The sequence below is a fragment of the Enterococcus sp. AMC2644 genome, assembly GCF_058216475.1.
Genome location: NZ_CM177095.1, coordinates 2450199 through 2474396, shown reverse-complemented (window position 1 = coordinate 2474396; position 24198 = coordinate 2450199). Strand labels below are relative to the sequence as shown.

Annotated in this window: 24 protein-coding genes; 2 read left to right on the top strand and 22 right to left on the bottom strand. The window is 32.9% G+C overall.

The features are described from left to right. Positions 1-116: 116 nt before the first annotated feature. From AC4BC5_RS12065 to AC4BC5_RS12040, 6 genes are all read right to left on the bottom strand, one after another. Positions 117-857 carry an ABC transporter substrate-binding protein gene (locus AC4BC5_RS12065; protein ID WP_490495611.1) on the bottom strand — a complete coding sequence of 247 codons (741 nt, stop codon included), beginning with the start codon at positions 855-857 and terminating at the stop codon, positions 117-119. Between the two features lie 373 nt (positions 858-1230). Further along, complete coding sequence (locus AC4BC5_RS12060; RefSeq protein ID WP_490495610.1) at positions 1231-1617, bottom strand: PTS sugar transporter subunit IIA; 387 nt, start codon at positions 1615-1617, stop codon at positions 1231-1233. Positions 1618-1630: 13 nt separating this feature from the next. After that, on the bottom strand, positions 1631-2830 hold the full coding sequence (locus AC4BC5_RS12055; RefSeq protein ID WP_490495609.1) for a M20 family metallopeptidase: 1200 nt from the start codon (positions 2828-2830) through the stop codon (positions 1631-1633). Positions 2831-2846: 16 nt separating this feature from the next. Next, positions 2847-3665 carry a PTS system mannose/fructose/sorbose family transporter subunit IID gene (locus AC4BC5_RS12050; RefSeq protein WP_490495608.1) on the bottom strand — a complete coding sequence of 273 codons (819 nt, stop codon included), beginning with the start codon at positions 3663-3665 and terminating at the stop codon, positions 2847-2849. Next, entirely contained in the window at positions 3665-4417 is a 753-nt protein-coding gene (locus tag AC4BC5_RS12045) for a PTS mannose/fructose/sorbose/N-acetylgalactosamine transporter subunit IIC (protein WP_490495607.1), read from the bottom strand. The genes AC4BC5_RS12050 and AC4BC5_RS12045 overlap by 1 nt, the downstream gene beginning before the upstream one ends. A 12-nt stretch (positions 4418-4429) precedes the next feature. Next, the gene (locus AC4BC5_RS12040; RefSeq protein WP_490495606.1) at positions 4430-4909 is read right to left on the bottom strand and encodes a PTS sugar transporter subunit IIB; all 480 of its coding nucleotides are present in this window, start codon (positions 4907-4909) and stop codon (positions 4430-4432) included. 191 nt (positions 4910-5100) lie between these two features. Between AC4BC5_RS12040 and AC4BC5_RS12035 the strand changes: the two genes are divergently transcribed. Next, the gene (locus AC4BC5_RS12035) at positions 5101-5934 is read left to right on the top strand and encodes a MurR/RpiR family transcriptional regulator (protein WP_490495605.1); all 834 of its coding nucleotides are present in this window, start codon (positions 5101-5103) and stop codon (positions 5932-5934) included. Positions 5935-6476: 542 nt separating this feature from the next. Here AC4BC5_RS12035 and AC4BC5_RS12030 read toward each other — a convergent pair. The 3 genes from AC4BC5_RS12030 to AC4BC5_RS12020 are packed head-to-tail and all read right to left on the bottom strand — an operon-like array spanning position 6477 to position 8557. Next, on the bottom strand, positions 6477-7313 hold the full coding sequence (locus AC4BC5_RS12030) for a class II fructose-bisphosphate aldolase (protein WP_490495604.1): 837 nt from the start codon (positions 7311-7313) through the stop codon (positions 6477-6479). 26 nt (positions 7314-7339) lie between these two features. Next, the gene (locus tag AC4BC5_RS12025) at positions 7340-7858 is read right to left on the bottom strand and encodes a YjbQ family protein (RefSeq protein WP_490495603.1); all 519 of its coding nucleotides are present in this window, start codon (positions 7856-7858) and stop codon (positions 7340-7342) included. A gap of 3 nt (positions 7859-7861) precedes the next feature. After that, positions 7862-8557, bottom strand: coding sequence for a triose-phosphate isomerase (locus AC4BC5_RS12020; protein WP_490495602.1), 696 nt, complete (start codon positions 8555-8557; stop codon positions 7862-7864). Between the two features lie 169 nt (positions 8558-8726). On the opposite strand from AC4BC5_RS12020, the gene AC4BC5_RS12015 reads away from it, so the two are divergent. Next, positions 8727-9656 carry a sugar-binding transcriptional regulator gene (locus AC4BC5_RS12015; RefSeq protein WP_490495601.1) on the top strand — a complete coding sequence of 310 codons (930 nt, stop codon included), beginning with the start codon at positions 8727-8729 and terminating at the stop codon, positions 9654-9656. A gap of 174 nt (positions 9657-9830) precedes the next feature. Here AC4BC5_RS12015 and hxlB read toward each other — a convergent pair whose 3' ends face one another. The 13 genes from hxlB to AC4BC5_RS11950 form a co-directional block, all read right to left on the bottom strand. Beyond that, positions 9831-10385, bottom strand: a complete 555-nt coding sequence (gene hxlB, locus AC4BC5_RS12010) for a 6-phospho-3-hexuloisomerase (RefSeq protein ID WP_490495600.1) — start codon at positions 10383-10385, stop codon at positions 9831-9833. Positions 10386-10409: 24 nt separating this feature from the next. Further along, positions 10410-11162, bottom strand: coding sequence for an SDR family NAD(P)-dependent oxidoreductase (locus AC4BC5_RS12005; RefSeq protein WP_490495599.1), 753 nt, complete (start codon positions 11160-11162; stop codon positions 10410-10412). 17 nt (positions 11163-11179) lie between these two features. Next, positions 11180-11824, bottom strand: coding sequence for a ribulose-phosphate 3-epimerase (gene rpe, locus AC4BC5_RS12000; RefSeq protein ID WP_490495598.1), 645 nt, complete (start codon positions 11822-11824; stop codon positions 11180-11182). Positions 11825-11837: 13 nt separating this feature from the next. Then, positions 11838-13091, bottom strand: coding sequence for a PTS transporter subunit IIC (locus AC4BC5_RS11995; protein ID WP_490495597.1), 1254 nt, complete (start codon positions 13089-13091; stop codon positions 11838-11840). A gap of 18 nt (positions 13092-13109) precedes the next feature. After that, positions 13110-13412, bottom strand: coding sequence for a PTS sugar transporter subunit IIB (locus AC4BC5_RS11990; RefSeq protein ID WP_490495596.1), 303 nt, complete (start codon positions 13410-13412; stop codon positions 13110-13112). A gap of 16 nt (positions 13413-13428) precedes the next feature. Beyond that, positions 13429-13890 carry a PTS sugar transporter subunit IIA gene (locus AC4BC5_RS11985; protein WP_490495595.1) on the bottom strand — a complete coding sequence of 154 codons (462 nt, stop codon included), beginning with the start codon at positions 13888-13890 and terminating at the stop codon, positions 13429-13431. Then, entirely contained in the window at positions 13871-15937 is a 2067-nt protein-coding gene (locus tag AC4BC5_RS11980) for a BglG family transcription antiterminator (RefSeq protein ID WP_490495594.1), read from the bottom strand. Before AC4BC5_RS11980 ends, AC4BC5_RS11985 begins: the two co-directional genes overlap by 20 nt. A 470-nt stretch (positions 15938-16407) precedes the next feature. Beyond that, positions 16408-16782 carry a VOC family protein gene (locus AC4BC5_RS11975; protein WP_490495593.1) on the bottom strand — a complete coding sequence of 125 codons (375 nt, stop codon included), beginning with the start codon at positions 16780-16782 and terminating at the stop codon, positions 16408-16410. Between the two features lie 418 nt (positions 16783-17200). Continuing rightward, positions 17201-18625 carry a PTS transporter subunit EIIC gene (locus AC4BC5_RS11970; protein ID WP_490495592.1) on the bottom strand — a complete coding sequence of 475 codons (1425 nt, stop codon included), beginning with the start codon at positions 18623-18625 and terminating at the stop codon, positions 17201-17203. A gap of 68 nt (positions 18626-18693) precedes the next feature. Beyond that, positions 18694-20112: a family 43 glycosylhydrolase gene (locus AC4BC5_RS11965; protein WP_490495591.1), complete on the bottom strand. Its 1419-nt coding sequence runs from the start codon at positions 20110-20112 to the stop codon at positions 18694-18696. A gap of 130 nt (positions 20113-20242) precedes the next feature. Further along, the gene (locus AC4BC5_RS11960; RefSeq protein WP_490495590.1) at positions 20243-21223 is read right to left on the bottom strand and encodes a LacI family DNA-binding transcriptional regulator; all 981 of its coding nucleotides are present in this window, start codon (positions 21221-21223) and stop codon (positions 20243-20245) included. Between the two features lie 600 nt (positions 21224-21823). Then, positions 21824-22267, bottom strand: coding sequence for a DUF2798 domain-containing protein (locus AC4BC5_RS11955; RefSeq protein ID WP_490495589.1), 444 nt, complete (start codon positions 22265-22267; stop codon positions 21824-21826). Between the two features lie 314 nt (positions 22268-22581). Beyond that, on the bottom strand, positions 22582-24183 hold the full coding sequence (locus AC4BC5_RS11950; protein ID WP_490495588.1) for a glycoside hydrolase family 172 protein: 1602 nt from the start codon (positions 24181-24183) through the stop codon (positions 22582-22584). Positions 24184-24198 lie beyond the last annotated feature (15 nt).

The following is a 24198-nucleotide window of genomic DNA, read 5'->3' as shown; positions in this document are numbered from 1 at the left end:
GACACCTTTACCATATCAGAATGGGGTTCTTTTTGCATCACTTAACAGGTGAAAATGAAAAAGTAAATGAAGACTGCCGTTAGGCAGTTTCAGACGGTTTGAAGTCAAAGTATGAATTATTCAGGAATAATATAATCCCCGAAATAATCAGCAGCAACTTCATAAGATAAAGAGCCACGACCTTCGCCTGATGTTTCAACTAATTCTTCTAATTTAGGACTCAGTTTCAAGCCCAGGTAATCATATAACAAATTTCCACCACGTGAACCAGTTTCATAGTAGACACCATAAGAATCACTGCCCCAGTCTTCAAAGATGCTAAATGTTTTGTCTTTGAAAGCATCCGTTGAGAATTTTTCTTTAGCATTGGCTAATTTTGTTTCAAATGTATCAATTGCTGCTTTTGCTTCTTCTTCTTTGCCTAAAACGTCACCCAAAAATTCTAAACGTTCTTCGGAACTCTTATCTTCAGAGATAACAACAACGGGTGCAACTTTTGATAGTTTTTCGTAATCTTCCGGATTATAAGTAATAATCAAATCTGGTTCGTAAGAAAGTAGTTCTTCTTTTTCCCATTTTTCAATGGCTGGAACATCTTTTAACTCATCATAAAAAGGCATCGTTTCTTGAGCCCATCCAGAATACCCTACTGGTGTTACATCTAAAGTAATTACGTCACCAACATACCAATTGACCAATACGTTTTTAGGATTGGTTGGAACCTCAACCTCACCCATTTCCGTTTCGACGACTTTCGTCTGTGATTCAGCACTTTCTTTTGTCTCACTCTTATTTGTACATGCAGCTAAAAAACTGCCTAATCCTAATATAATTCCCAACAATGCTAGTTTTTTCATTTTAACACTTCCTTTTCCTTTTTCATTGATAATGATTCTCATTATCAATGAAAAAAATTATAATTTATTTATTAACACTTTACAAGCTATTTTTAATTTAATTTGTGAAATAATTCAAAAATTTTACAAAAAAAGATAATTAGTTGCGATTAATCAAGAGTCACTTAGTGTTTAAGCATTCGCCTACCCACACTCTTGTGAGCGACTATTTCTGCATGCACCTTATGTAATCAAACCTCCAACAATAGCATATTTACTTCTATTCAGTTAAAACTTCACAAAACCAGATTAAAATCATTAGATTATAAGAGAGGATATCTAGATAAAAAAATTGAAGAACAGAAAAATAATTTCTGTTCTTCAATTTCGATTATTATTTTGATAAATTACTTAGTGTCGTTGGAAAAAGCTTTTCCAAATAAGAGACTAGATCTTCCACATCTTTTTCTCTATTTAATAATGCTTCAATCAGCAATGGTAAATTGAACCCTGCTAAGACATAGGTGTGTTCATTTTTTCTTTGAATTACCATCGCCACATTAGATGGCGTCCCACCTGGTATATCTGTCAAAATCAAAACACCTGATGTTTTATCCAATGATTGATAGGATTTTTGTGCGCTTAAAATAGTTGTCTCTAAATCCATGTGTTCTTCTAACGAAAAACTAGCTGTATTTTCTTGATTGCCAACAATCATCTCTGCACTAGCTAATGCTTCTTTAGCAAAATATCCATGACTTCCTAATAAAATTCCAACCAACTCTACCGTCTCCTTATCTGGGTCTTGTATTTATGTTCATTTCACTCTGTTTTTCTTTTTTTGCCATTTCAATGATAGTAGGATTCAGAAAGCTCTCAATTACTGTCATACTCATTGCTTTTGCTGAACGTTCAATGGCAGTGTGGCCAATAGGTGAGCCTGCTAATTTTTCATATTCGGGCGTGTGAAGAGACACTCTAGTTTTATTCAAACTAAAATAAGGATTGGTCGTTGGAATAAGCTGACTTACATTACCAAAATCAGTTGAACCAAAATCATCTGGAAAATCAGGTAGAACTTCTTCATCTAAACTTTCTAATGCTTTACGACAGATATCGCCTAAAACTCGACTGAATGTTCTTGCGCCGTATCCTTTCTCTTCTACTATGTTTACTTCACATCCAGTTGCCAAAGCACCTGCTTGAATACAGTTACGAACACGCTCTATTAGACTAGGAAGTTCATCTTCTTCCATACATCTAATGCTATATTCAATTTTAGAATAATCAGGAATCATGCCTGTGGCCGTTCCACCTTCCACCAGAATACCAGATAAGCGAACATCCGAAGTAACTTGTTGACGCAACATTGATACTGCATTAAAAAATAAATTTGCTGCATCTAAGGCATTAATTCCTCTAAAAGGTTGGCTTGCTGCGTGAGCCGAACGTCCAGTGTATTCAATCAAAAATTTATAGGTTGCTGTACAACGACCGGCAATTCGCGTTGTCCCCGAAGTTGGATGAACCATTGTTGCAGCATCTACATCTTTAAATGCACCTCGCTCAATTAGTTTGATTTTTCCGCCACCACCTTCTTCAGCTGGTGTGCCAATCAGAGAAACTTTTCCTGAAATATTAAATACTTCCATTACTTTTTTAGTTGCCAGGTAAGCCCCAACAGCCGAAGTCGCAATAATATTATGTCCGCAAGCGTGACCAATTTTAGGCAAAGCATCATATTCCGCCAAGATTGCAAAATGTACGCCACCTTCGCCTTGTACGTGAGTTGATTTAAAAGAGGTTTCCAGCTCACAATAATTGGATTCAACTTCTGCACCTTGTTGTTTTATATAGGAAATAATTTTTTCAACAGCTAAGAATTCCTTATATCCTAACTCTGGATGGCTATGAATATAGTCACTAATCTCAATTAATTCAGCTTTTCGTTCATCAACCTCTCGCTCAATTCTATTTTTTACTTCTTCTAACATTCAAATGTCCTCCAAACTAAAATAATCCAATTAATGCACCTAGTAACGAAATTGCTAATACCCCCAATAAAATATTGGTATATTTCACTTTACGATAACGAATTAAGTAGTACATAATAAATACTGCCGTTACTGGTAGAAGACCTGGTAGAATTTGGTCTACATAAGACTGAATAGTTGTCATTTCATTATTTACTAAAATTTCCGGTTTCAAGGAAACTTTTACATATTGTGAAGATAAAATCCCCATCATAAACATTCCCAACACACTAGATGCTGTAATGAACTGATTAATACGTCCATCTTTTAGAACTTGAAGAATACTTTTACGTCCTACACGATAGCCTAAGTGCCATAAGTAGTAGCTAATCGAAGACGTAATCAGACTGATGATAACAAATGGTCCCAAACCAGCAATCCAACTACCGGCAGAAGCTAACGGTAGAAACAAACCAATTACGATTGGACGAATTGTTCCCCAGTCTACAGTATCACCAATTCCAGCCAAGGGACCCATAAATCCAGTTTTTAATCCTGTAATCATTTCGTCTGAAATATCTTCACCCCTTGCTCGCTCCTCTTCCATTGCAATCACAATCCCATGAATTAAACTACCCCAAACACCTTCAGTATTAAAGAAAGTTAAATGGCGTTTTAGAGCTAGTTTTAGTTCTTCATCGTCTTTGTACAATTTCTTAAAAATTGGTGCTAAACAAGCAGCAAAGGCCAGCGTTTGTAAACGTTCAAAAGAGTTGGAAAGCTCACACGTACCTAACCAATACATCCAAGAACGTCGTATGTCTTTTTTAGTGAGTAATTTTTCTTTTTGTTCCATTATAAAGCACCTGCTTCCCCAGTTTTATTTTTAGTAAACGTAATATGCAAGAACGCTAGGAACATTCCAAATAATGCAAAAGCAATTGTATTTACTTGTGAAGCGTATTGGAATAAGAAGAAACCGAATAGGAAATATGGAATAACATTTCCTTTACCAATGACCGAAATTGTAATAGCAAATCCTAATGCCGGAAGAATACCTCCTGCTACTTGTAAGCCTGTCATAATCCAATCTGGAACAATTTCCATAAAAGCATTCACGGCATTTGGTCCTAAGTAAATAGCAATCGCTACCGGAATGATATAAATACCAATCAATGCCAGTGTAGGGTATAGAAAATGGGCACGCATAATACCACTAGCATTCCCTTTTTCTGCATAAGAGTCTGCCATATGAATCCAAGCGGCATTTACAGTTCGACGAATATAGTCTAATAACACCCCTAGCAATCCTACTGGTACAGCCAAAGTTACAGCAACAGCAGGTTCCAAATTCGATTGCAAGGCAATCGGTACAGCAATAAAAGTCGCCAACACCTGATCAGTCGGAATATTTCCTCCTGGTTGAATCACTCCCATGTAAATAGCTTGAATTGCTGCACCCACAATCATTGCTTGTGGGACATCTCCTAAAACGATTCCAATTAACATTGCTCCAAACAACGGAATATTTTTAGGCCATGTATATAAAATCCCCATTCGACAAAAACAAAATAAAACACCTAAAATAATAGCTTGTACAATTGTCATTTTCTTTCCTCCTTAGAATTTATTGGCAATACTTACTAATTTAACTTCTCTTTCTTCAGGAACCGTTTGCAAGAAAATATGTTTCCCTGCTGCTTCCAATTCTTGCAGTTGCCCATATTCTTCTGCCGTTAGAGTGATATTCTTAAATACAACAACACGTCCTGCGCCGCCACCAATACCACCAATTTGGATTTCTTCTAATGGTAAACCATGAGCAATTCCATCTAATAATGATGGAATTCCTTTAAATAAAATAATTGATTTTTCTAAATTTTTCGCATCCAAAAATTCTTTTGCTTCAGCAATCGACTTCACAATTAACTGAACACCTGTTGGAGCTGCCATTTCAAAAACTTCAATCATAAATTCATCTTTTGCTAAAGCATCATCAATGATAATGACTTCTTTAGCACCAACCTGACCAATCCATCTAGTTACAACCTGTCCATGCAATAACCGACTATCTACTCTTACTAATCCAATTTTTCCCATCAAAAAAACCTCCATTTTCTCCTTTTAATTTGCTAACCTACAGTAAAGCCTTTTCATTTTATGTTATACTAAACAATATAAAATAAAAAAAATTCGATTTTTACTGATTTATTTAAAACTTAATTTTATAATATCAAATTTTTTCGAAAAGTAAACATTTTTTTCGAATTTTTTTTAAAAGGAGAATACATATGAAAGATTTAAAAAGTAAAATTCAAATCAATTATTTATCATTTACCAAAAAAGAGAAGCTGATTGCTGACTATTTATTAGATCATGCGCAAGAAGCAAAAAATATGACCATTTCTGAATTAGCAACAACTTGTGGTGTGGCAGAATCCACTATTTTTTTATTTTCTAAAAAATTAAAGCTCTCTGGTTTTAAAGAATTAACCGTTCTATTAGCTAACGATCATAATAAATTACTGCTAGATAGCGTTGATGGCAACGAAGACACTCAAGGACTTGTCAAAAAGGTATTTGATTCAAACATTCGTGCTTTGGAAGATACTGCTCAGTTAATTGATTATGAAAATCTAACGAATGCCGTCCAGCTTTTAACAAACAGTAATAAAATTGTATTTTTTGCTTTAGGCGGTTCAACGCCTATCGCTTTAGATGCTTATCATAAATTTTTACGAACACCATTAGACGTCGAATTCAATTTGGAATACCATATGCAATTACTAAAAGCAGGTAAATTAAATGAAAACTCTTGTGCATTTATTATTTCTCATAGCGGTAAAAATCCAGATATTCTTCGCCTAGTGGAATTATTGAAAAAAAACAGTGTTCCCATTATTTCAATCACTAGCTTTGACAATACCCCTCTGGTGAAAAAGTCTGATGTCGTTTTTTTAACGCCGACGGAAGAGTTAGATTTTAAAAACGCTGGAATCTATACGCGACGTGTTTCTCAGCTAGTCTTAATTGATCTTTTATTTACACTTACAATTTCGTCTGATCCAGAAAAAACAATTTCCCATCTGGAACAGTTCCGCCATGCCTTACCCTATACCAAATAAACCGTTCTACAAGAAAAAAAGCCCTTCCTGTTTATTGATATGCTCCTCTTATATAAGGAAAAAATATCATCTACAGGAGAGCTTTCTTCAAATTATTTTGACAAAATTACTAGCCATTAAATGGGAGTCATAAATATAAATTCTACTAAATATTGTACCGTTGAAAAATGATTCATATTTACGTTCAGGCATAAATTTGATACGTTTAAGATATTTTTGGTTATAACATGTGTTTTTATGTTACAACTAACTTACATACAAACAGCAAATATTACCTCCCCAAAATTCTTATGCCGTTTGTAAAGTTAGGATGCACATAGGGTGTAACACACAGTTTTCCTAACAGAAAAATATCCGAATTAGATAGAATTTTCTTGTTAGCTCCAGTAAGTCAATTTCACAAACTTACTAGTATTAACAAGTCTTTTTCTATATAATTTGGATATTTTTCCCTGATTTTTACTTCTCTTAGTTTCTGCTTGACTCTTCTTTTTAGCTAGCTTCGATTAAGTTTATATAGGTGTGTAAAACAATTTGGTTGTTCAGTTGAAATGATTGGTTTCAAATACATGATAATAATGTGTTAGGCATTCTTTCATTCCTTGTTTGGCTACTTTTTTTACATCCAGATAATTGGTTGGCTCCACTTCATTAATTTTCACCATTGCTGCATTAATAAGATCTGAAAAAATATTGATTTTTGTAATGCCTTCTTTAGCACAACGATTTAAATTATCATCACCTGAAGAAGAACCACCATGTAACACAAGGGGTGTTTCTACAGATAAAGCAATCTCATTTAATCTTTCAAAGTTTATTTCAGGTTCTCCTTTGTACATACCATGTGCAGTGCCAATAGAAATAGCTAACGAGTCTACATTAGTCTCTGCAACAAAATTTAACACATCTTCAACTGTAGTGTATTTTGAATCTGAAAGTTCATGATTTTCATAATTTTCTCCTGATCCTACGTGACCAATTTCAGCCTCAACCACGACTCCTCGTTGGTGTGCGTAAGCAATAATATCTTTTGTTTTAGCTACATTTGTTACAAAGTCATCTTTTGAAGCATCAATCATAACTGAAGTAAAACCTAAGTCTATTGCTTTTTTTATAATTGCATTGGTCATTCCATGATCCAAATGTAATACAACTGGAATTTGGGCTTTTTCAGCAAAATATCTTCCATTTAATGCAGCTTCTTCAAGCGAGAGTAAATCAAGATGACTTTCAGCTAAAGACAAAATAATTGGAACTTGTAGGTCTTCCGCAACTTCTAAATAAGATTTCATAGAGTCAACATCAATAAAGTTTGGAGCAGGAATAGCATATCTTTTCTTTTTAGCATCTTTGAATAAATCTTTGCTTGTGACTAACATTCTCATTTCTCCTTTTTAATTATAAGCTAATTACCCATCATCAATAAATTACATGTGCGTTCTCTTTTTCTATTTTGATCCCAATCAATGAAATAAATGTAACCTACTGAACCGATTAACGGTTCTCTGTTTTTTATAATTAGTGTTTGACTTGATCCAAAAAAAGAAGCACGCAAATGAGCATCTGCATTTAAAATCGTCGTAAGATCATTCGGATAATCTGGGTTTTGTTCTGAAATTTCTTTCAAAAAGGTGACATGTTCTGATCCAGGATAAAGGTAATCTGTTTCGGTTAACTGTCTAGGAATGAGCTTATCAAGAATTCGATTTAAATCCACTTGCAACAATTCATCACCATTCCAATCTTTATCATGAACAAACTCTTCAAATACAACAGAACACGTGGTATGTTGCGAGCTAACAATACATAATCCATCTTGTATTTCTGAGTCTCTAATAATTTTTTTTACTTGTTCAGTTATATCTGTATAAGTTACTCGAGTTCCATTTGATAATACGTTTAATTGTCCATGTTCAATCCTCATAGTTTATTTCTCCAATCGTTCAAGATAGACTTTGTAAACCGCTTCAATCATTTGTGACAACATCTCTTCAGGAGATTCTGCCTCTGTAATTCCACTTGTGCAACCAGTCCCATCTGCTCCCAAACGAATCATTCGTTCAACATCTTGCGGGTTGCTTACCCCTGCTCCCTGTAACACTAAAATCTCATCATCAATAGTTTTTACGGCTCTATTGGTTGTTACAATATAGTCTTTATCACTTGTTTTCCCCGTACCAATTAATTCTGTAGGTTCACATAGTAGTATATCCGGTTTCAATGTTGCGATTGCTTTCGCTTCCTCTAAAGAATCCGCACAAACAATTGTCTTAATCCCCAATTCTTTTCCTTTTTTGATAGCTTGAATTAACTCCGCAAATTTCATAGGATGCTCTGCATGATTTAAAAATACTGCACGTACGCCAACGTTATAAAGAGATTCTGGTAACACAGCTCCCATTCCCCTACCTGGATTAATTCCATCCATATGTTGTGCAGTAACGATAATATGCTCAGTATTGTTAGCAATTGTAGCTAAATCTGCATAAGGTGCAGTGACAAAAATAGAAATTTCGGGAAACTTACTTGCTAATTCATCAGCTTTTTTTGCTAATTTTAATAACACTTCTCCATAAAAATAAGCTTTCGGGTTAAAGGTAAAAAATGGTACATTCAGTTTCATCGTTTTTCTCCTTTTTTACATTAGTAAAATAACTTTACATTTGATACAAATGATTATAGCCTTACTAATTGTTAAAGTCAAATTAAAATTAACAAAAGATAATTTATTTTACATATGTAAAATAAATGATATAATTAATATTATTTTGTGAATATTGGAGAATATAATTATGGACAACCGAGATAAAATGATTGTAAAAGCAGCTATGTTTTTTTATAAAGAGAATAAAAACCAGACAGAAATAGCTCAACTATTAGGCATTTCTAGACCCACTGTAGCTACTTTTCTGAAGGAAGCTGTTGAAAGAGGGATTGTCAAAATTTCAATACAAGATGCTGAAATCATGAATTTTGGACAGCAAGAAGCTATTGCACAAAAATATGGTTTAAAAACTGTTCTTATCTCATCAGTTAGCGGAACAGCTAATGAAATAAAACAAGCATTAGGGAATCTTTGTGTATCATTTATTGAAAGTAATCTTGGAAATATTAATAAATTAGGAATTGGTTGGGGCACTACTTTATTTCAATTTGTAGAAGCTGCAAATTATCGAAATTTCGAACATCTTTCTATCATTCCTCTTATTGGTGGTGTAGATGTTTCTGATGTAAAAACACATTCGAACCATTTAGCTTTTGTTTTGTCGCAAAAATATAATTGTAAAGTTGATTATTTTTATGCTCCTGCAATTGCAGAAAGTTTAGAAATGAAACAAACCTTTGAAAAATCTAAATTTATAAGTGACATCATCGAAAAAGGCAAAACGGTAGATATGGCAATCGTAAGTATTGGAAATCCAATTGAATCTTCTTCTTATAGAGAACTAGGTTACTTTAGTAAAAAAGACTGCGAAGAAATATCCGAAAAACATATTATTGGAGATTTGTTAACTACTTTTTTTGACGAAGAAGGTAAACCGGTAGATTTAAATATTTCAAAAAGAATGTTGGGGGTTAATTTAGAGGATTTAAAAAAAATAAATAATCTCGTAGTTGTTGCATCTGGTAAAGAAAAAGCTAAAGGTATACAACAACTTTTAAAACAGAACGTGATTGACCATTTGATTATAGACACAAGTATTGCTTCTGTTTTACTCTAATCATTTTATTTTGAACATTACAATTCTAAACATTTATGAATCACTAAAATAAATATGAAGCGCTAAAAAACGCTGCATTATTCTAGTGTTTCAAATCAAATGCACAATAAACCATTCTCTAAATATTGATTCCTCAATATTTATAAGAATGGTTTATTATCATTTTAAAATTTACTATTCAAAATCTGCATGTCTTGCAAACATCGTTTCTGAATTTTCTCCTGTTTCATCCATTAAGTTTAAGATTAAACTATCAAATATTAGAAACGCAAGTTGTTCAAAACTTGAACCCATAGGCTGTGAAAAAATAGTTTCTTCGCGCTGATTTTCATCTTTAGTATTACCTGGTAATACAAGGACTGAATCTGCTAGTTGCCCAATCGTAGAGTCTTTTTTCATAGTTACTAAAGCGATATTTACACCACTTTGTTTTGCTTTTGCTGCTAAGTTTTTTAAACTACCCGTTTCTCCTGATCCAGAACAGATGATTAATAAATCTCCTTCTTGTGAATGAGGAGAACTAATTTCTCCAACAAGACTCACTGAAAATCCTAAATGCATTAAACGGTTGGCAAACGCTTGAATTGCAATTCCTGAACGTCCTGCTCCGGATAAAAAGATGTGTTTAGCAGCTTGAATTTTTTCAATAAAATTTTCAATATCTTTTGTATCAATTTTTTCTGCATTTCGTGTTAATTCATTCAAAATTTCTAAGGTATAATTTTTCATTTTTATCCCTCTTTATCTAATTTATTACGCAATTGTTCTGCCACCATCTAATAGAATAGTTTGCCCTTGAATATAAGAATTCGCAGGATCTGCTAAGAATAATGTTAGATTCGCTACATCTTCAATCGTACCAAAACGACGTACAGGTATTTTTTCTAAAACAACATTTAAGCTCTCTTCTGTTGGATAATTCACACGCATCATATCACCAGAATCAATCAATCGAGGGGCGATAGCGTTCACATTGACGCCTTTTGGTCCTAATTCTTTCGCCAGTCCACGAATTAAACCTTCCCCACCTGCTTTTGCGGCAGGATAAGCAACTGCTCCACCTGTTCCGCTAAGTGCTGATCCTGAACTAATGTAAACAATTGAACCATTATTTGTTAAGAAATCATCATAAAAAGCATGTACCGTATTAAATAAACCAGTTAAGTTAATCGCTAAGAGACGATTCCACTCTTCAAAAGTAATTTCATTTGCTTTCTTTGCAAAAGCAATTCCTGCATTTAGCACCAATACATCGATTCTACCGAATTCTTTAAATACTTCTTCGCGAACTTTCACTAATGCTTCTGGGTTAGCTACGTCCGTTTGAACGAATAATGATTTAACATTGTCGAATGTCAACTCTTTCGCAGTTTCCGGTCCTCTCTTTGCATCGTAGTCTACAATGATAGTATGTGCTCCTTGTTCTGCAAATTGTTTAGCAATTCCTTTACCAATTCCGTGTGCGCCCCCAGTAACTAAAGCGACTTGTCCTTCAAATTTTTTCATTTATCAATCGATCCTTTCTACTTAATTGCATCTCGTAAAACTTGATATTGCTTTTGGGGATTATCCGAAAATAATGCACCTCCAACAACAATCAGTTCTGCTCCTGCCTCTTTACATTTAGTAGCAATCGTTGGATTCACACCACCATCAACTTCAATTTGAATCGGACGGTTACCAATCAGCTCTTTCGTATTCTTAATTTTTTCAATACTTTTTTCGATAAATGCCTGTCCTGGCTGTCCAGGATTAATAGTCATGATTAAGATATAATCAATATCATCTAATAAATATTCTAAAACCGATTCTGGTGTTCCTGGATTAATTACTATTCCTGCTTTTCTACCAGCTTGACGAATTTTTTGTAAAATAAAATGAATATGTGGTGTTGATTCATAGTGAACAGAAATCATTTCTGCTCCTGTATCAATTACATCATCAATATGATCCTTGGGATGTGCGACCATCATATGCACATCAAAAGTCATAGTTGATGCTTCTTTCATCATCTTAATTTGATTGGGACCAAAGGCAATATTAGAAACAAAATTTCCATCCATTAAATCCACATGTAAAATATTTGTTTTTTCTTCTTCTAAAAAAACAATTTCTTCTTGGAGTCTTAATAAGTCAGCTCCAAAAATTGAAGGTAAAATCTCTGCCATTTTCTAGTTCCTCCTAGCCGAAAATTGTACTCAACCAATAAGTCAAAATGCTCCATGGACCTGTTAATACAAAGTCAGTTCCTTGACCTTTCAACCCTACATTTGCACCATTCAACATTTCTGTAGCACCTGGTGCAACATAACCTGCTAAATATAAAACAGCTACACAGAATAAAACTGTGGAAATAATTGAACGTAGAAGATTTCCTTTACTTGCCATTACTGTCATTACAGACATATACGTAATTGACATCAAGATACCAATTGGAAATACACTTACTCCAGGTAAAATTAGTGCACACAACATCACAAGTGGTATTGAAATAACCGTTGTTGTAATTGTTGCTGGATCACCTAAACCTAAAGCAACATCCATTCCAATGTTTAAATCGGAATCTTCGCCCATTTGACGTGTCATAAAGTCTTTAGCAGCTTTTCCAATTGGTGATAAACCATCCATTAAAACACTTACTACTTTTGGCATTAAGACCATTACACCAGCAACACCCATTGCCATAGGAACAATCGTTGTCACTTCTTGACGAGTTAACAGACCTAAAATTAAACCAACAATTGCACCAATAATAACTGGTTCTCCAAATACACCTACTCGTTTGTTCAACTTTTCTAAACTAACATCTAACTTATTTAAACCCGGAATAAAATCAATAATTTTATTTAGAAGCCAAGCAATCACTAATGTCCATCCAGTATGAATAATCGTTGTACAAGTGGTACCTTCTAATCCATAATATTCTTGCCACATCGGTGCTATCCAATCACCTACGAAAAGTGCTAGAATAGAAAGAACAATTGTTACAGCTAAACCAATCCAAAAATTATCAAAAATAAAGTAAGCTAATGCTCCAGGTACTAAAAAGTGCATATAATTCCAAATATCAACATTTAACGTCTTTGTCCATTTTAATCGAACCATAATAATATTGACTAATAGACCAATTGGTATCGCTAATCCAGCAAAAGGTGCTATCCAAGAAGCTGCACCTACAGCAGGCCAACCAATATCAGCAACAGTAAAACCTGAGCCAATTTCTGAATAATAATCAACTGCTGGGGATAGTGATTCATTTAACAACCCTACTACTAATGTCAAGCCAATAAAACCAACTCCTACTGTTAAACCAGCTTTAACTGCATCTCCAAGTTTCATACGGAACACTAAACCTAAAATAGTAATGATTAGAGGCAAAATTGCAGATGCACCCATACCAGTAATTGTTTGTACAATATTAATTAAAGTATCCATTTATTTTTCTCCCCATCATTAAGTATTTTGGATTTCTACTAGTTTCTCACCTAAATTTTTGCGTAATTTAGCTTCATTGATTCCTGTCACAAAACCAATAATGCTCATATGAGGTTTTCCTAAATCCCCTTTGTAATTATTGGTTGTCAGAACGATATCAGCGTTTTTAGCCATTGTTTCTAATTCAGTCATGCTACATTTAGATAAACTATAGCTGGTAATTCCATATTCTTCACATACTGATTTTACTTCCCCAGCTGCTAAAGTCGATGTTGCTACACCACTACCACATGCTACTAAGATATTAATTTTTTTCGCCATTTTCTTTTCCTCCATTTTATACACTATATTTTTGAATAACTGCTAAAACTTCTTCAGATGATTTTGCAGCCTTAATTTCATTTACAAATGCTTCTTGTTGAATTAAACCAATAACTTTTCTTAAAATATCTAAATGTTGACCTCCATCAGCTAAACCTAATACAAAGAATAAATCGACATCAATTGCTTCGTCAGGATCTTCCATTTTTCTCATCTGAATGGGCTTATTCAGAGTAACTACTGAAATGAATGCCTTTTTTATGTTTTGGGGGTCACCATGTGGAATAGCTGCAGTATGGTTATCTAATTGTAATCCTGTTGGATAGTCATCTTCTCTTTTAGAAAGAAAATCATAGAATCCATCCCCCACATAATTTTTTTCGAGATACGTATCCGATAACGTCTTAAACAATTCAGTACGATCGGACACTTGTTGGTTTAAAAAAATCAACTCTTCTTTAATATATTGTTCTAACATTCGCCGTATTCCCTTCTTTTATAAAATGTTGAAGCATTTGAATTGCTTGTTCCCAATCATCTACTTTCGATAATTGTTTAACAAACGTATCGTCTTTTACCATACGATTGATATCGTACAGTATATTCAAATGACTTGTTTTATTTGGCGTTGTTAATAAAATAACAACATGGATTTTGTGTTCGTTATACCAAATACCTTGTTTTGCTATCAAAACACTAACTCCTAATTTCTGAGAAATAAGATCTGGATCTAAATGTGGCAAAACGAGTTTTTGTCTTAATAAAATATATTCTGGTTGACTGTTATACTCCTTTTTCAACTTCTCAAAGAAATTTTTTGAAATAATTCCCTGCTTAACCAGTTTGTTGCTTGTTATTTCTAAGGCTTGTTCCCAATCTATTTTTTCTTCAACAATACTGATTGTTTCTTTACTCAATATTTGTACTAAGTTTGATTGGGAAGAATACTCTTCTTTCGTTCCACTAGAATCTCTTAATAACAATGAGTCCAGTTCTTCTAATAATTTTTTCTCATTTCTAACTGATGCATATTTTTTTACAATTGAAAGAATATCTGTTGACTGTATTCCTTCAAAATCAATTTGAAATAAATCTTTAATCACGTTTTTTCTTAACTGAAGGCGTTCATGATTTGACAATATTTCATTAATCACATAGACTTTTTTTTCAGATACTACTGGAACTGTTGAGAAAACTACGTCATGTGGTAATACAAACTTTTTATATTCTCTAATTGAATTTGTTGGATAAAATAGAAATTCCGGAAAAATTTCCTTTAGTTTATTTTCGATTAATTTTGACATTGAGATACCATTGGGACATAGGATAACTGCACGAATTACCTTATCTTCAAAATCACTTTGTTCGTTTGCCAATAAGTGACCACCTACAAATAATGTAATGTAGGCAATTTCTTCATCAGAAATTGCTGTTTGAAAGAAGTTTTCTATCGGCCAAAATGATTGTTTTACAAAGCCGTGCAAAACACGGTATTCAGAACGGATTTTTTCATATAGAACATTATCAACAGGTAAATTGTATTTAATTCGATAATAGGCTGGTTTAAAATGATTGATTAATTTCCCTAACAATTCTTTTTTGTCTTTTAACACTAGGAAAGTATTTGCTTCAAACTCAATCAAAAACTCCCATAAAGAATTTGACAGTAATGGTAAATCAAGTTCAGTAAATGCATGATTACTACGTACATTTGCACTTAATAGCTGTAAGGCAATATATAGAGTTTCACTATGAGACAAAAACGGTGATTCCGTGAACACATAAGATAATACTTGATATTCTTTTGTGTCTTGAATTTCATCTGGATCCTTAAAATCTTCAATTGTCACCATTTGTTTTCGCTCTATTCGAATTAATACTGCAGCAAGAAAATAGGTTAATGGATAAAAATCCTCATCTGTATATTTTATTCCTAGATATTTTTCAATTCTTAAGATGGCATTCTTAGCAATTACTATATATTTATGCGTACTGATTAATAACTCATTAGTTAAGTTTTCTCCATAAATTTTGTATATTTTCGTAATTGCACGGGACAGAACAATTCGTTTATTCCATTCTTTCCCATGAATTCGATAACCTAATTTTCTACTAAATTCAATTTCTAGATGAAAAGGTATCAACATATCTTTTGCTTTTTTTATGTCATTAACAATGGTATTTTTACTCATCTTCAATTCAATCGAAAAATGATCCAAAGATAATTCTTCATTTCTTGTCAAAATCATGATAAGTATCAGATAAATTCTATCTTCTTTTGAAAAAATGACATCTTGTAGAGTTTGATGTATTGTTAGATAGTCAATAGTTTCTCTGGGGCAAATAAAATATCCTTGTTGCTTTTCAATAATAGATAAGCCTTTTTCAACTAATTTATCATTGATATGTTGAACCGTATAACTCAATTGGCGAGCTGTTATTCCAAACTCTGTTAATAATGTTTCTTCTTTGATTTTTTTGTTTTTTATCAGCTGACGGAGTATATCTTGATTGCGATCGCTCATATTAATCATTCCTCCTTGGTTTCATCATAAGCGCTTCCACATCTTTTTTCTATTGTCTTTTTTCACAAAAAATGTAAATTTTGTGGTACTAATTGTGATGAAGCTTTTCGTTACAATACCCTGCCTGTGAGCGCACTATGTAGTTTGAAGTAAAAAAGTATTAGAAGTAATCTGCTCACTTGCCTAGACAATCATTTAAACGTAAAAAAAGAAACCAAAAACTTAAAATTGTTTTTGGTTTCTTTTCTTACTTAACTATTATAGATCTATTCAAACACTAAACTGTCGTTTGAATGGAAAGATTCAACTAAAATCTAGCTTCTTTATAATACATTAAAATTATCGCTAACTTTTTCTAAGATTCTACTATTCTAATAAAGTTAATCTCGGCTATTTATAAAGAACTAGCAATCATTTTAAAACACTGCTTACATCTGTATGCAACATCATAATCTGTCAATTATCAATTTTTATTTAATCCGTTGAGAAATCTCAATTATTTCGCTATTGGGACCTAAAAAATTAAAGTATAAAATCCCTTTTTCCCAAAATGGTAGCTCCTTAATTGTTTCATCGATTAACGTATATCCTAATTGATGAATAGTTCGATAAGCTTCTTCAATTTCATCGGTATCAAGTGCGATATGATTAATTGCACCATTACTACCTGTCGACTCATCTTCCCAAATCTCAATAATCAATCCATTTAATTCGAAAAAACCCACTTTACTTGTTTTGTTTAATTCTTGATTGATTAGTTCAAAACCTAATGATTCATAAAACTTTTTTGAGGCTAAAAAATCTTCAGTAGGGATACCAATATGCTGTAAACCATTTAATTTCATATGTTCTTCTCCTTCTATAATATATTTACAGTTTTTATTATTTTTTTCACAGTAAATAGCTCTCTATCGAACAGAAGAGAATCTTACCTAAGTTCGATATTATGTCAATAAATAAATTAGTCTATTGAATAGTGAAAAAATAATTGAATGCCCTTCTATTCAACCAAATGGGGCAATTATATTGTTTGTTTCATTCATATCATAGCTTAAAGCAAACTTAATTTCAATTGAGCTCTCGACAGATCTAGTTTAACTAACATTTTACTATAACTTACTTTGTTATTTTAAATACATTCTCAAAGTAGATAATTCAGTCATTAAAGGTTGCAGGTGAAGCAACAAGATTTTTCATAATTTTGTATTTAACACTTCACCAGCGTAAACTACTTAAGATATTGCATTTTTTGACATTTAATGATTAATTACGACGTTTAGCCTCAGGAATAAACACCTTATACTTGTCATAAATAATTATAAAGATAATTGGTAATACAAATGCTATAAGGTTGCCAAATATATATGGTCCAACAGGATTTGCAATAGTTAGACCTGGTAAAACTGTCAATCCTTGACCGATTGCTTTTACATCAAATATTTTCATAAACGCTCCACCAAAACCTGCTCCAATAAATGAACAAACAAAAGGAACAATCGAATATTTTAGATTAACTGCAAATATTGCTGGTTCAGTAATACCTACTAATGTTGGAATAAAGCTTGAAATTGCAATGTCACGATCTTTTGATTTTTTCTTAAATAATAGCCACATTCCAATACAACCGCCACCTTGAGCAATAATAGAAACTGACCAGATTGGTTGAATATAATTAAAACCAGTAGTCGCAACTAGGTTCGCTTCGATTCCCTGAATAGCATGTTGTGTGCCAGTTACTACCAAAGGCTGTAATGCCCCAGCAAAAACAAATGCTCCAAATGCCCCCATTTTCATATATAAAAAATCAATAATTCCTCCAAGAACGTTACCGATAAAATTGCCTAATGGTCCAAATACTAAGAATAAAGCAAAGTTAGATAGAATAACCGTCACTGTAGGAACTAGGATATAAGCAAGTACTTGTGGAGAATACTTATTTGTGACTTTTTCAACCTTTGATAGAAACCAAGATGTTAAAATAGCTGGAAAAACACCACCTTGAAAAGCCACTGCAGGAACTGTCAAACCAAACAAATGCCAATAATTAGGTTTTATAGCGCCCATAACAAAATCATTTCGATTAGCAAGACCTGGATGAATCATTACAAAACCTACAAGTAAACCTAAAATAGGATTTCCACCAAAACGTTTTGTTGCAGAGTACATAATCAAAACTGGTAAATAATCAAATGTAGTAGCAATAATTCCAAAAAAACTTGCTAAATCATTCAAAAAAACATTATGATCTGCAAAAGAACCATCCATACCAAACATTCCAGGAGTAGTAATCAAGGAACGAATACCCAAAATCATTGCAGCTCCAATAAATGCAGGAATAATTGGAATAAAGATATCAGAAAAAACCTTAAAAGCTTGTTGAAGTTTATTTCCACTATTATTTATTCCTTCGTCTTTCATCTCTGAAACAGACACTTCTTTTGCATCTGTTAGATTTACAAATTCTTTGTATACCTTTTCAATTGTACCCGTTCCAAAAATAACTTGAAGCTGTCCACTATTAAATATCACACCTTTAGCACCATCAATATCTTCAAGTTTCTCCATATCTGCTTTATTTTTATCTTTAAGAATCAAGCGTAAACGAGTAATACAATGAGTAGCACTTACAATATTTTCTTTGCCTCCAACATTATCTAATACTTCTTCAGCAATTTTTCTATAATCCATTTATATTTCCTCCTCTTTAATGCGACAGGTCAAAAAAATTCAACCTGTCGCAATAGCTATCACAAATTTTATTTTAAAATATCTGTTGAAAATTCAGTATTCGTGGCCGTCAACATTCCATTTGTTGCCGTGATTGTAATTGCATCCCCAAATTTATTATAAACACGAGCATTTAAAGAAATACCATCAATGTATAGAGTCATTATGTTGTCATCCACAATCACTTTTAGATTATATGATTTATTAGGTTCTAATGAAATTGGTCTAATTAAACCTTTATCCATATATTGGAACCATGGATAACATGGATTTTTATCAAAAGTAAGTTTCCCTTCATCTAAATTAAATCGATATTCATAAGATTCATCTGTTTCAATATTTTTATAGAATCTGAGTGAAAAATCACTAATGTTCTCATCAAATATAATTGTCGTTTCGAAACTAAACAGTGTTCCGCTATTTTCGACAAGCATTACTTCTTCCCTAGTATCCACTGTAGAAATAGAAAAATCATTAATATCTATTTTATTCCTAAAAGCATTCCATATCTCATCAATCGGCTTCACACCTAAAGAAAAATCTTCTTTTTGATAGACTTCGTGTGGAACAAAAGTTCCTCCCCAAAGATAGTTATTCATATCATTCTCTTGATCTTTTGTTGGGACCCATCCGAATAGAACTCTACGCTTTCCATCAAAGGCAGTTCTTCCTGCATAGTAAGCTCGGCCATCAAAGGCTTCATCTTTTGGTTTAATCCAAGGTCCATCTAAACTTTGACTCATTCGATATAATATTTTATTTCCGTCTGAATATTCAGAATAAACTAGATACCACCAATTACCTATCTTGAATAATTCGGGCATTTCAAACATTGTATATAATCCAGGAGACCAAAAATCACCTTTAAATTCCCAATCTGTTAAATTCTTAGATGTAAACTTAACTAATCGTCCAGTTTGTAGATGTTTATCTTGACCTTTACGTGCACCGAGTATTAATAAGTATTCTTCTTTCTCATCATCCCAAACAACAAAAGGATCTCTCCAGTTACGAATATCATATCCCTCTTGTGGTTCTAGTTCTAAAGCTGTTTCTGATTTTCTCCAATTAACAAAATCTTCGCTTTCTGCATGAAGTAAGACTTGGGAAGTTTTTCCTTCTGCTAGAAACTCACGATTATACCCAGTATAAAAGGCATGAACTTTCCCATTTGCTTCAAAAACTGATCCCGCATAAATAAACTGATCACGTTCACTATCACTACCTCTCAAAAGAGATTCACCAAAATCTTCGTAATGAACAAAATCTTCTGTAGTTGCTAACGCCCAACCAAACGGTTCTCCAAAAGGTACAGGATTCCGAGTATCTCGTTGATGATAAATAAAGAATTTTCCATCTTTTCCATATGGCATGACATCACCAACCCAAACATCCTTGGGTTGATAATAAAGTTGATGCTGATTACTTTTTTCTATTAGTTTATCCATATTAATGCCTCCAATAAAAAATTTTATTTTCATAAACAATATATATCAACCGGTTTCATATGTCAACCCGTTTCATATTTTTAGAATAATAAATCGACGAAAAAAATCTTTTCGTCGATTTATTATTCTATTAAGCTGTTTCATTTTTTAAAATTTTAACTGGGAGAGAAAGTTCATCTTTCTCTTTTTTTCCATTAATCATATTCAATAGTTTTCCAACTGAAACTTCAGAAATTTGTTTTATAGGCTGTTGAATAGTAGTCAATTCTGGATTATAAATACATGTCTGTTGTGCTCCATCAAACCCAATTACTTTCACATCTTCAGGTATCTTTCTTTTCTGATTTTTCAAATGATTTATTGCCAAAGTAGCTAATAAATCATCTCCAGCAAAAATACCATCAATAGTTAGATTTACATCAAGATAATCTTTTATTATTTTGCTTTTTTCTTCAGTGTCTAGAACAAAAGGTACTTCTAAAATAAAACTTTCTAATTTATTTTGAGCTAATACATCTTTGTATGCCAATGTTCGACTATTAGCTGGTAATTTAATTTTACTATCTCCTCTGATACATAAAATTTGTTTACATCCTTGATCTACTAATAACTGCGTAGCTAACTTTCCACCTTCATAATTATTACAAGATACTGTAATTGTATGTTCTCCTAAATTTCGATCAATAGCTACTATCGGTAATCCCGGAATATTATAGTCTTCTATCTCCTTATTATGCGTTCCTACAATAATACCATCTACTTGATTTCTTCTTAACATTACTAAATATTCTTTTTCTTTAGTAGGATTATTCAAGCTATTACATAACAAAACTTTATATCCCTTATTCGAAAGTTCAAATTCTATATTTTGTATTAATTCAGCATGAAATGGGTTAACGATAGTTGGAAATATTAAACCTACAGTATAGGTTTCATTTTTAAATAATGCTCTAGCCAATTCATTTGGATAATATTCTAATTTATTCATGGCAGCAAATACTTTTTTCTTTGTATCTTCACTTAAATATCCTTTATTATTTAAAACTCTTGATACTGTTGTAGGAGAAACATTTGCTTCTTTAGCAACTTCTCTTATACCAATTTTTTTCATTATTCAATAATAGACAAGGTTGTAGGACTCTTCCTACTCGATTACTCTCATCGACGTTCCAAGAACCTTGATTATACTCATTCCTTTCCAATAAAAATTCTACCTCTATTATAATTTTTAATTTACTTTTAAAAAAGGAAGCACCATATTTCCAGTATAACATTATTAGTTCTTCAATACATTTAAACAAATATTTTATATTTTATCATAAAAATATTATGAACTACTTATATACAAGCTTACAGACTTGTTACATCTGTTGAAGGAGCTCTCCTGTTTATTTTTTAAGAGAACATCTCCCTGCTGACTTTTGTAGTCATAGAAACTAAGTCAATATATCACTAGACAAGTAATATACAAGCACACTTTCACAAAATCTTTTGACAGCCTCTAGCATCCCTGATTATGTTCTGACAAATACACTACGCATAATTTGCCAGCTAAGTTGTTCATTACTTTGAATCATTTAAAAATGTAGCATAAGTAATTTGCCTACCCTTCTTGACAAAAAAGACAAAAAGAAAAATACATGCACGTATTTTCTTTCTGCCTATGTGGATTAATTAATACAGATTGACAATATCTCTTATTTGATAATTTCTATGCCGTTTGCAGTCTTCCCAACAATCCTCTTGAAATTGGTCCTACAATCAATAATTGAAGTGGTAAAGCAAATATGATATTGGTGCCCCAAGCTTGCAGATAATTTGAAAGTAAGTTTTTATCTATCCCCACTTCGATAATTACACCAAATAATGACATACACGTCACCATACCAATAACCATACAAAGTGTAATTGCTAAAACTACTTGTATTTTTTTCTCGCGATTAATAGGTAATGAAAATGCAACTTTTTTTGCAACAATACCGACTATGTATTCATCTAGAATAAATGCTACAATAATCCCTGGTATAAATCCTTGTATAAAGTTTTCCAAGGTAAAATGATGATGTAAAATTAGATTATATGCACTCATTCCTGCCACCATTAAGGTACACATAATTCCTGTAAAAATAAAACTCTCTTTTCTATTTGTTGGCAACTAACTTCTTCCTCTCTTTGAATAAAATCACAAGGAGTATCATAGCACAATTAAATTTTTTTCGTAAGCAAAAGTTTTTTATTTTTTTATCTTCGCAATATATCTTAGTAAATCAATGATTTCACAATTGTTTTTTTCTGCTAAAAGAACAATCCCGCTTGATTTTTAGCAGCTCTTTTCAAAAAAAAACTCTCTAACTTTGTTAAAAAATTTACTCTAAAATGATGTATTCAAACGTAAAATAGAGAAATTGAGACATGCAAAAAAACTAGCCAAGATATTCTTAGCTAGTTAATACCACTCTTCAATAATTTTTAAATATTCCTTACTCTATCTTCTTCTGAAACCAACGGATACTCATCGACACTGTTTATGTCTTGATACCAATATGGTGTGACTTCATAAATGCAGACTCCTGTATCTCCCCAATTATCTGCTTTGTATTTCTCAATAAAACCTTCAAAAGAATGATTGAAAGGAACATTGTCACAAATTTGTAATCGCATAACCGAGGTATGGCCGTTCCCATCGATAGGCATTAGTGATTGCGTCGCATAGGCACTATCAAAGAGTGCAAAAGGAGGCTCTGCCGCCCAGGCATAACCAATATAATCCTCGCTTCCTGTACCAAAGGTCGAAGGAAACTTTTCGCCATCGACAAAAAACTTTTCATCGCCTTCTCCCCACCACCAATCAATTGTTTTATCATCCCATTGACCATACCACCAAGTCTGACTTTCTTCTGTAGGTTGTTCCCAAGTATCCAGTACATGTAAATGAACACCACAGAAGCGACCACTTCCTTTGGTTAATAGAATTGGCCAGTCTGGATGCCGATCGCCACCAGGTTCGAAACGCTCACTCGCCCAATTTTTAAAATCCCCTTGATGCCATTTAGAATGAAAACGAAGTAGCTGATTCGTTTGATTTTTAGGGATTTTTTCGAAACGATAGGAAATCTGTAGTTGTAAATTTTCTGTTCCGGCATAAGAAAAAACCACTTTTGCACCATCAGAAAAAGGCATAAACCAGTTCGCATACATTCTTTTTTCCGTCATACCTAAGGCCAGAGATTTTACTAAATTATATCCAGGTGCACTCCCAAAAAAATCGCCCAAGGGAACTTCAACAGCTGGCTGTTCTTGTTTATCCCAATAAATAGTTAACAATGTCTCACGAAGAATTGTCTTCTGACTTTCAAGAGAAAAATCTTCTAAATTAGTCTCAACTCCTAAATAAGTGATTGCCCCTGAATGAGATAATTCAAACCTTTGAATTGCCTCTTTAGCGAAATCAATAGACACTTTGTCACAATCGCTATCATATGTATCGCCACGCGCATAAAGCGCTCGGTCTACTTCTGCTAGCAGAAGTAATCCTTCTTTAGAAACCACTTCTTTAAAGCTAGGCAAGTCCTCCTGTTCAAAGAGGCTGTAGGTAAAATGATAATACATTCCCCATTCTTTAGAAAAGGTGATTTTTATCCCATCTTTAAAAGGAATCGGAATATATGAATTATAGCCTCCCGATAATTTTGGCGCTAAACTAGGAAAACCAGCAGGAGATACATCATCCGTTAATTGCTCAAAAAATTGCTTAAACGGACGTGAATAGCTCGGTTGTTGCTCACCATCAAAATAAAAATTAATATTTCCTTGCTCAGGTTTAGCTGACCAAACACGCCAAATTACTCCTGAGCCTTCTAGTTCGACAACGACCTCTTCCTCATTCTCTGTTCGAATAATTCCTGTCCCATCTTCATTTGCATCCCAATTACAATAACTATCTGTTTCTGATTCATAACTTGAGGTACGATCGTAACTGCTAAAACTCCCTGCTTGTTCTCCTACAGGGGGATTAGCTAAGTGTTTCATATCTGATAACCTACTAAGTAGATTGCTTAATTGTTCTGACATTTTAATAATTCCTTC

Excerpts from the sequence above, each read along its gene's own strand:
- AC4BC5_RS12065 (WP_490495611.1), bottom strand. The coding sequence starts at position 857 with ATGAAAAAACTAGCATTGTTGGGAATTATATTAGGATTAGGCAGTTTT.
- AC4BC5_RS12055 (WP_490495609.1), bottom strand. The coding sequence starts at position 2,830 with ATGTTAGAAGAAGTAAAAAATAGAATTGAGCGAGAGGTTGATGAACGA.
- AC4BC5_RS12050 (WP_490495608.1), bottom strand. The coding sequence starts at position 3,665 with ATGGAACAAAAAGAAAAATTACTCACTAAAAAAGACATACGACGTTCT.
- AC4BC5_RS12045 (WP_490495607.1), bottom strand. The coding sequence starts at position 4,417 with ATGACAATTGTACAAGCTATTATTTTAGGTGTTTTATTTTGTTTTTGT.
- AC4BC5_RS12040 (WP_490495606.1), bottom strand. The coding sequence starts at position 4,909 with ATGGGAAAAATTGGATTAGTAAGAGTAGATAGTCGGTTATTGCATGGA.
- AC4BC5_RS12035 (WP_490495605.1), top strand. The coding sequence starts at position 5,101 with ATGAAAGATTTAAAAAGTAAAATTCAAATCAATTATTTATCATTTACC.
- AC4BC5_RS12030 (WP_490495604.1), bottom strand. The coding sequence starts at position 7,313 with ATGTTAGTCACAAGCAAAGATTTATTCAAAGATGCTAAAAAGAAAAGA.
- AC4BC5_RS12025 (WP_490495603.1), bottom strand. The coding sequence starts at position 7,858 with ATGAGGATTGAACATGGACAATTAAACGTATTATCAAATGGAACTCGA.
- AC4BC5_RS12020 (WP_490495602.1), bottom strand. The coding sequence starts at position 8,557 with ATGAAACTGAATGTACCATTTTTTACCTTTAACCCGAAAGCTTATTTT.
- AC4BC5_RS12015 (WP_490495601.1), top strand. The coding sequence starts at position 8,727 with ATGGACAACCGAGATAAAATGATTGTAAAAGCAGCTATGTTTTTTTAT.
- hxlB (WP_490495600.1), bottom strand. The coding sequence starts at position 10,385 with ATGAAAAATTATACCTTAGAAATTTTGAATGAATTAACACGAAATGCA.
- AC4BC5_RS12005 (WP_490495599.1), bottom strand. The coding sequence starts at position 11,162 with ATGAAAAAATTTGAAGGACAAGTCGCTTTAGTTACTGGGGGCGCACAC.
- rpe (WP_490495598.1), bottom strand. The coding sequence starts at position 11,824 with ATGGCAGAGATTTTACCTTCAATTTTTGGAGCTGACTTATTAAGACTC.
- AC4BC5_RS11995 (WP_490495597.1), bottom strand. The coding sequence starts at position 13,091 with ATGGATACTTTAATTAATATTGTACAAACAATTACTGGTATGGGTGCA.
- AC4BC5_RS11990 (WP_490495596.1), bottom strand. The coding sequence starts at position 13,412 with ATGGCGAAAAAAATTAATATCTTAGTAGCATGTGGTAGTGGTGTAGCA.
- AC4BC5_RS11985 (WP_490495595.1), bottom strand. The coding sequence starts at position 13,890 with ATGTTAGAACAATATATTAAAGAAGAGTTGATTTTTTTAAACCAACAA.
- AC4BC5_RS11980 (WP_490495594.1), bottom strand. The coding sequence starts at position 15,937 with ATGAGCGATCGCAATCAAGATATACTCCGTCAGCTGATAAAAAACAAA.
- AC4BC5_RS11975 (WP_490495593.1), bottom strand. The coding sequence starts at position 16,782 with ATGAAATTAAATGGTTTACAGCATATTGGTATCCCTACTGAAGATTTT.
- AC4BC5_RS11970 (WP_490495592.1), bottom strand. The coding sequence starts at position 18,625 with ATGGATTATAGAAAAATTGCTGAAGAAGTATTAGATAATGTTGGAGGC.
- AC4BC5_RS11965 (WP_490495591.1), bottom strand. The coding sequence starts at position 20,112 with ATGGATAAACTAATAGAAAAAAGTAATCAGCATCAACTTTATTATCAA.
- AC4BC5_RS11960 (WP_490495590.1), bottom strand. The coding sequence starts at position 21,223 with ATGAAAAAAATTGGTATAAGAGAAGTTGCTAAAGAAGCAAATGTTTCT.
- AC4BC5_RS11950 (WP_490495588.1), bottom strand. The coding sequence starts at position 24,183 with ATGTCAGAACAATTAAGCAATCTACTTAGTAGGTTATCAGATATGAAA.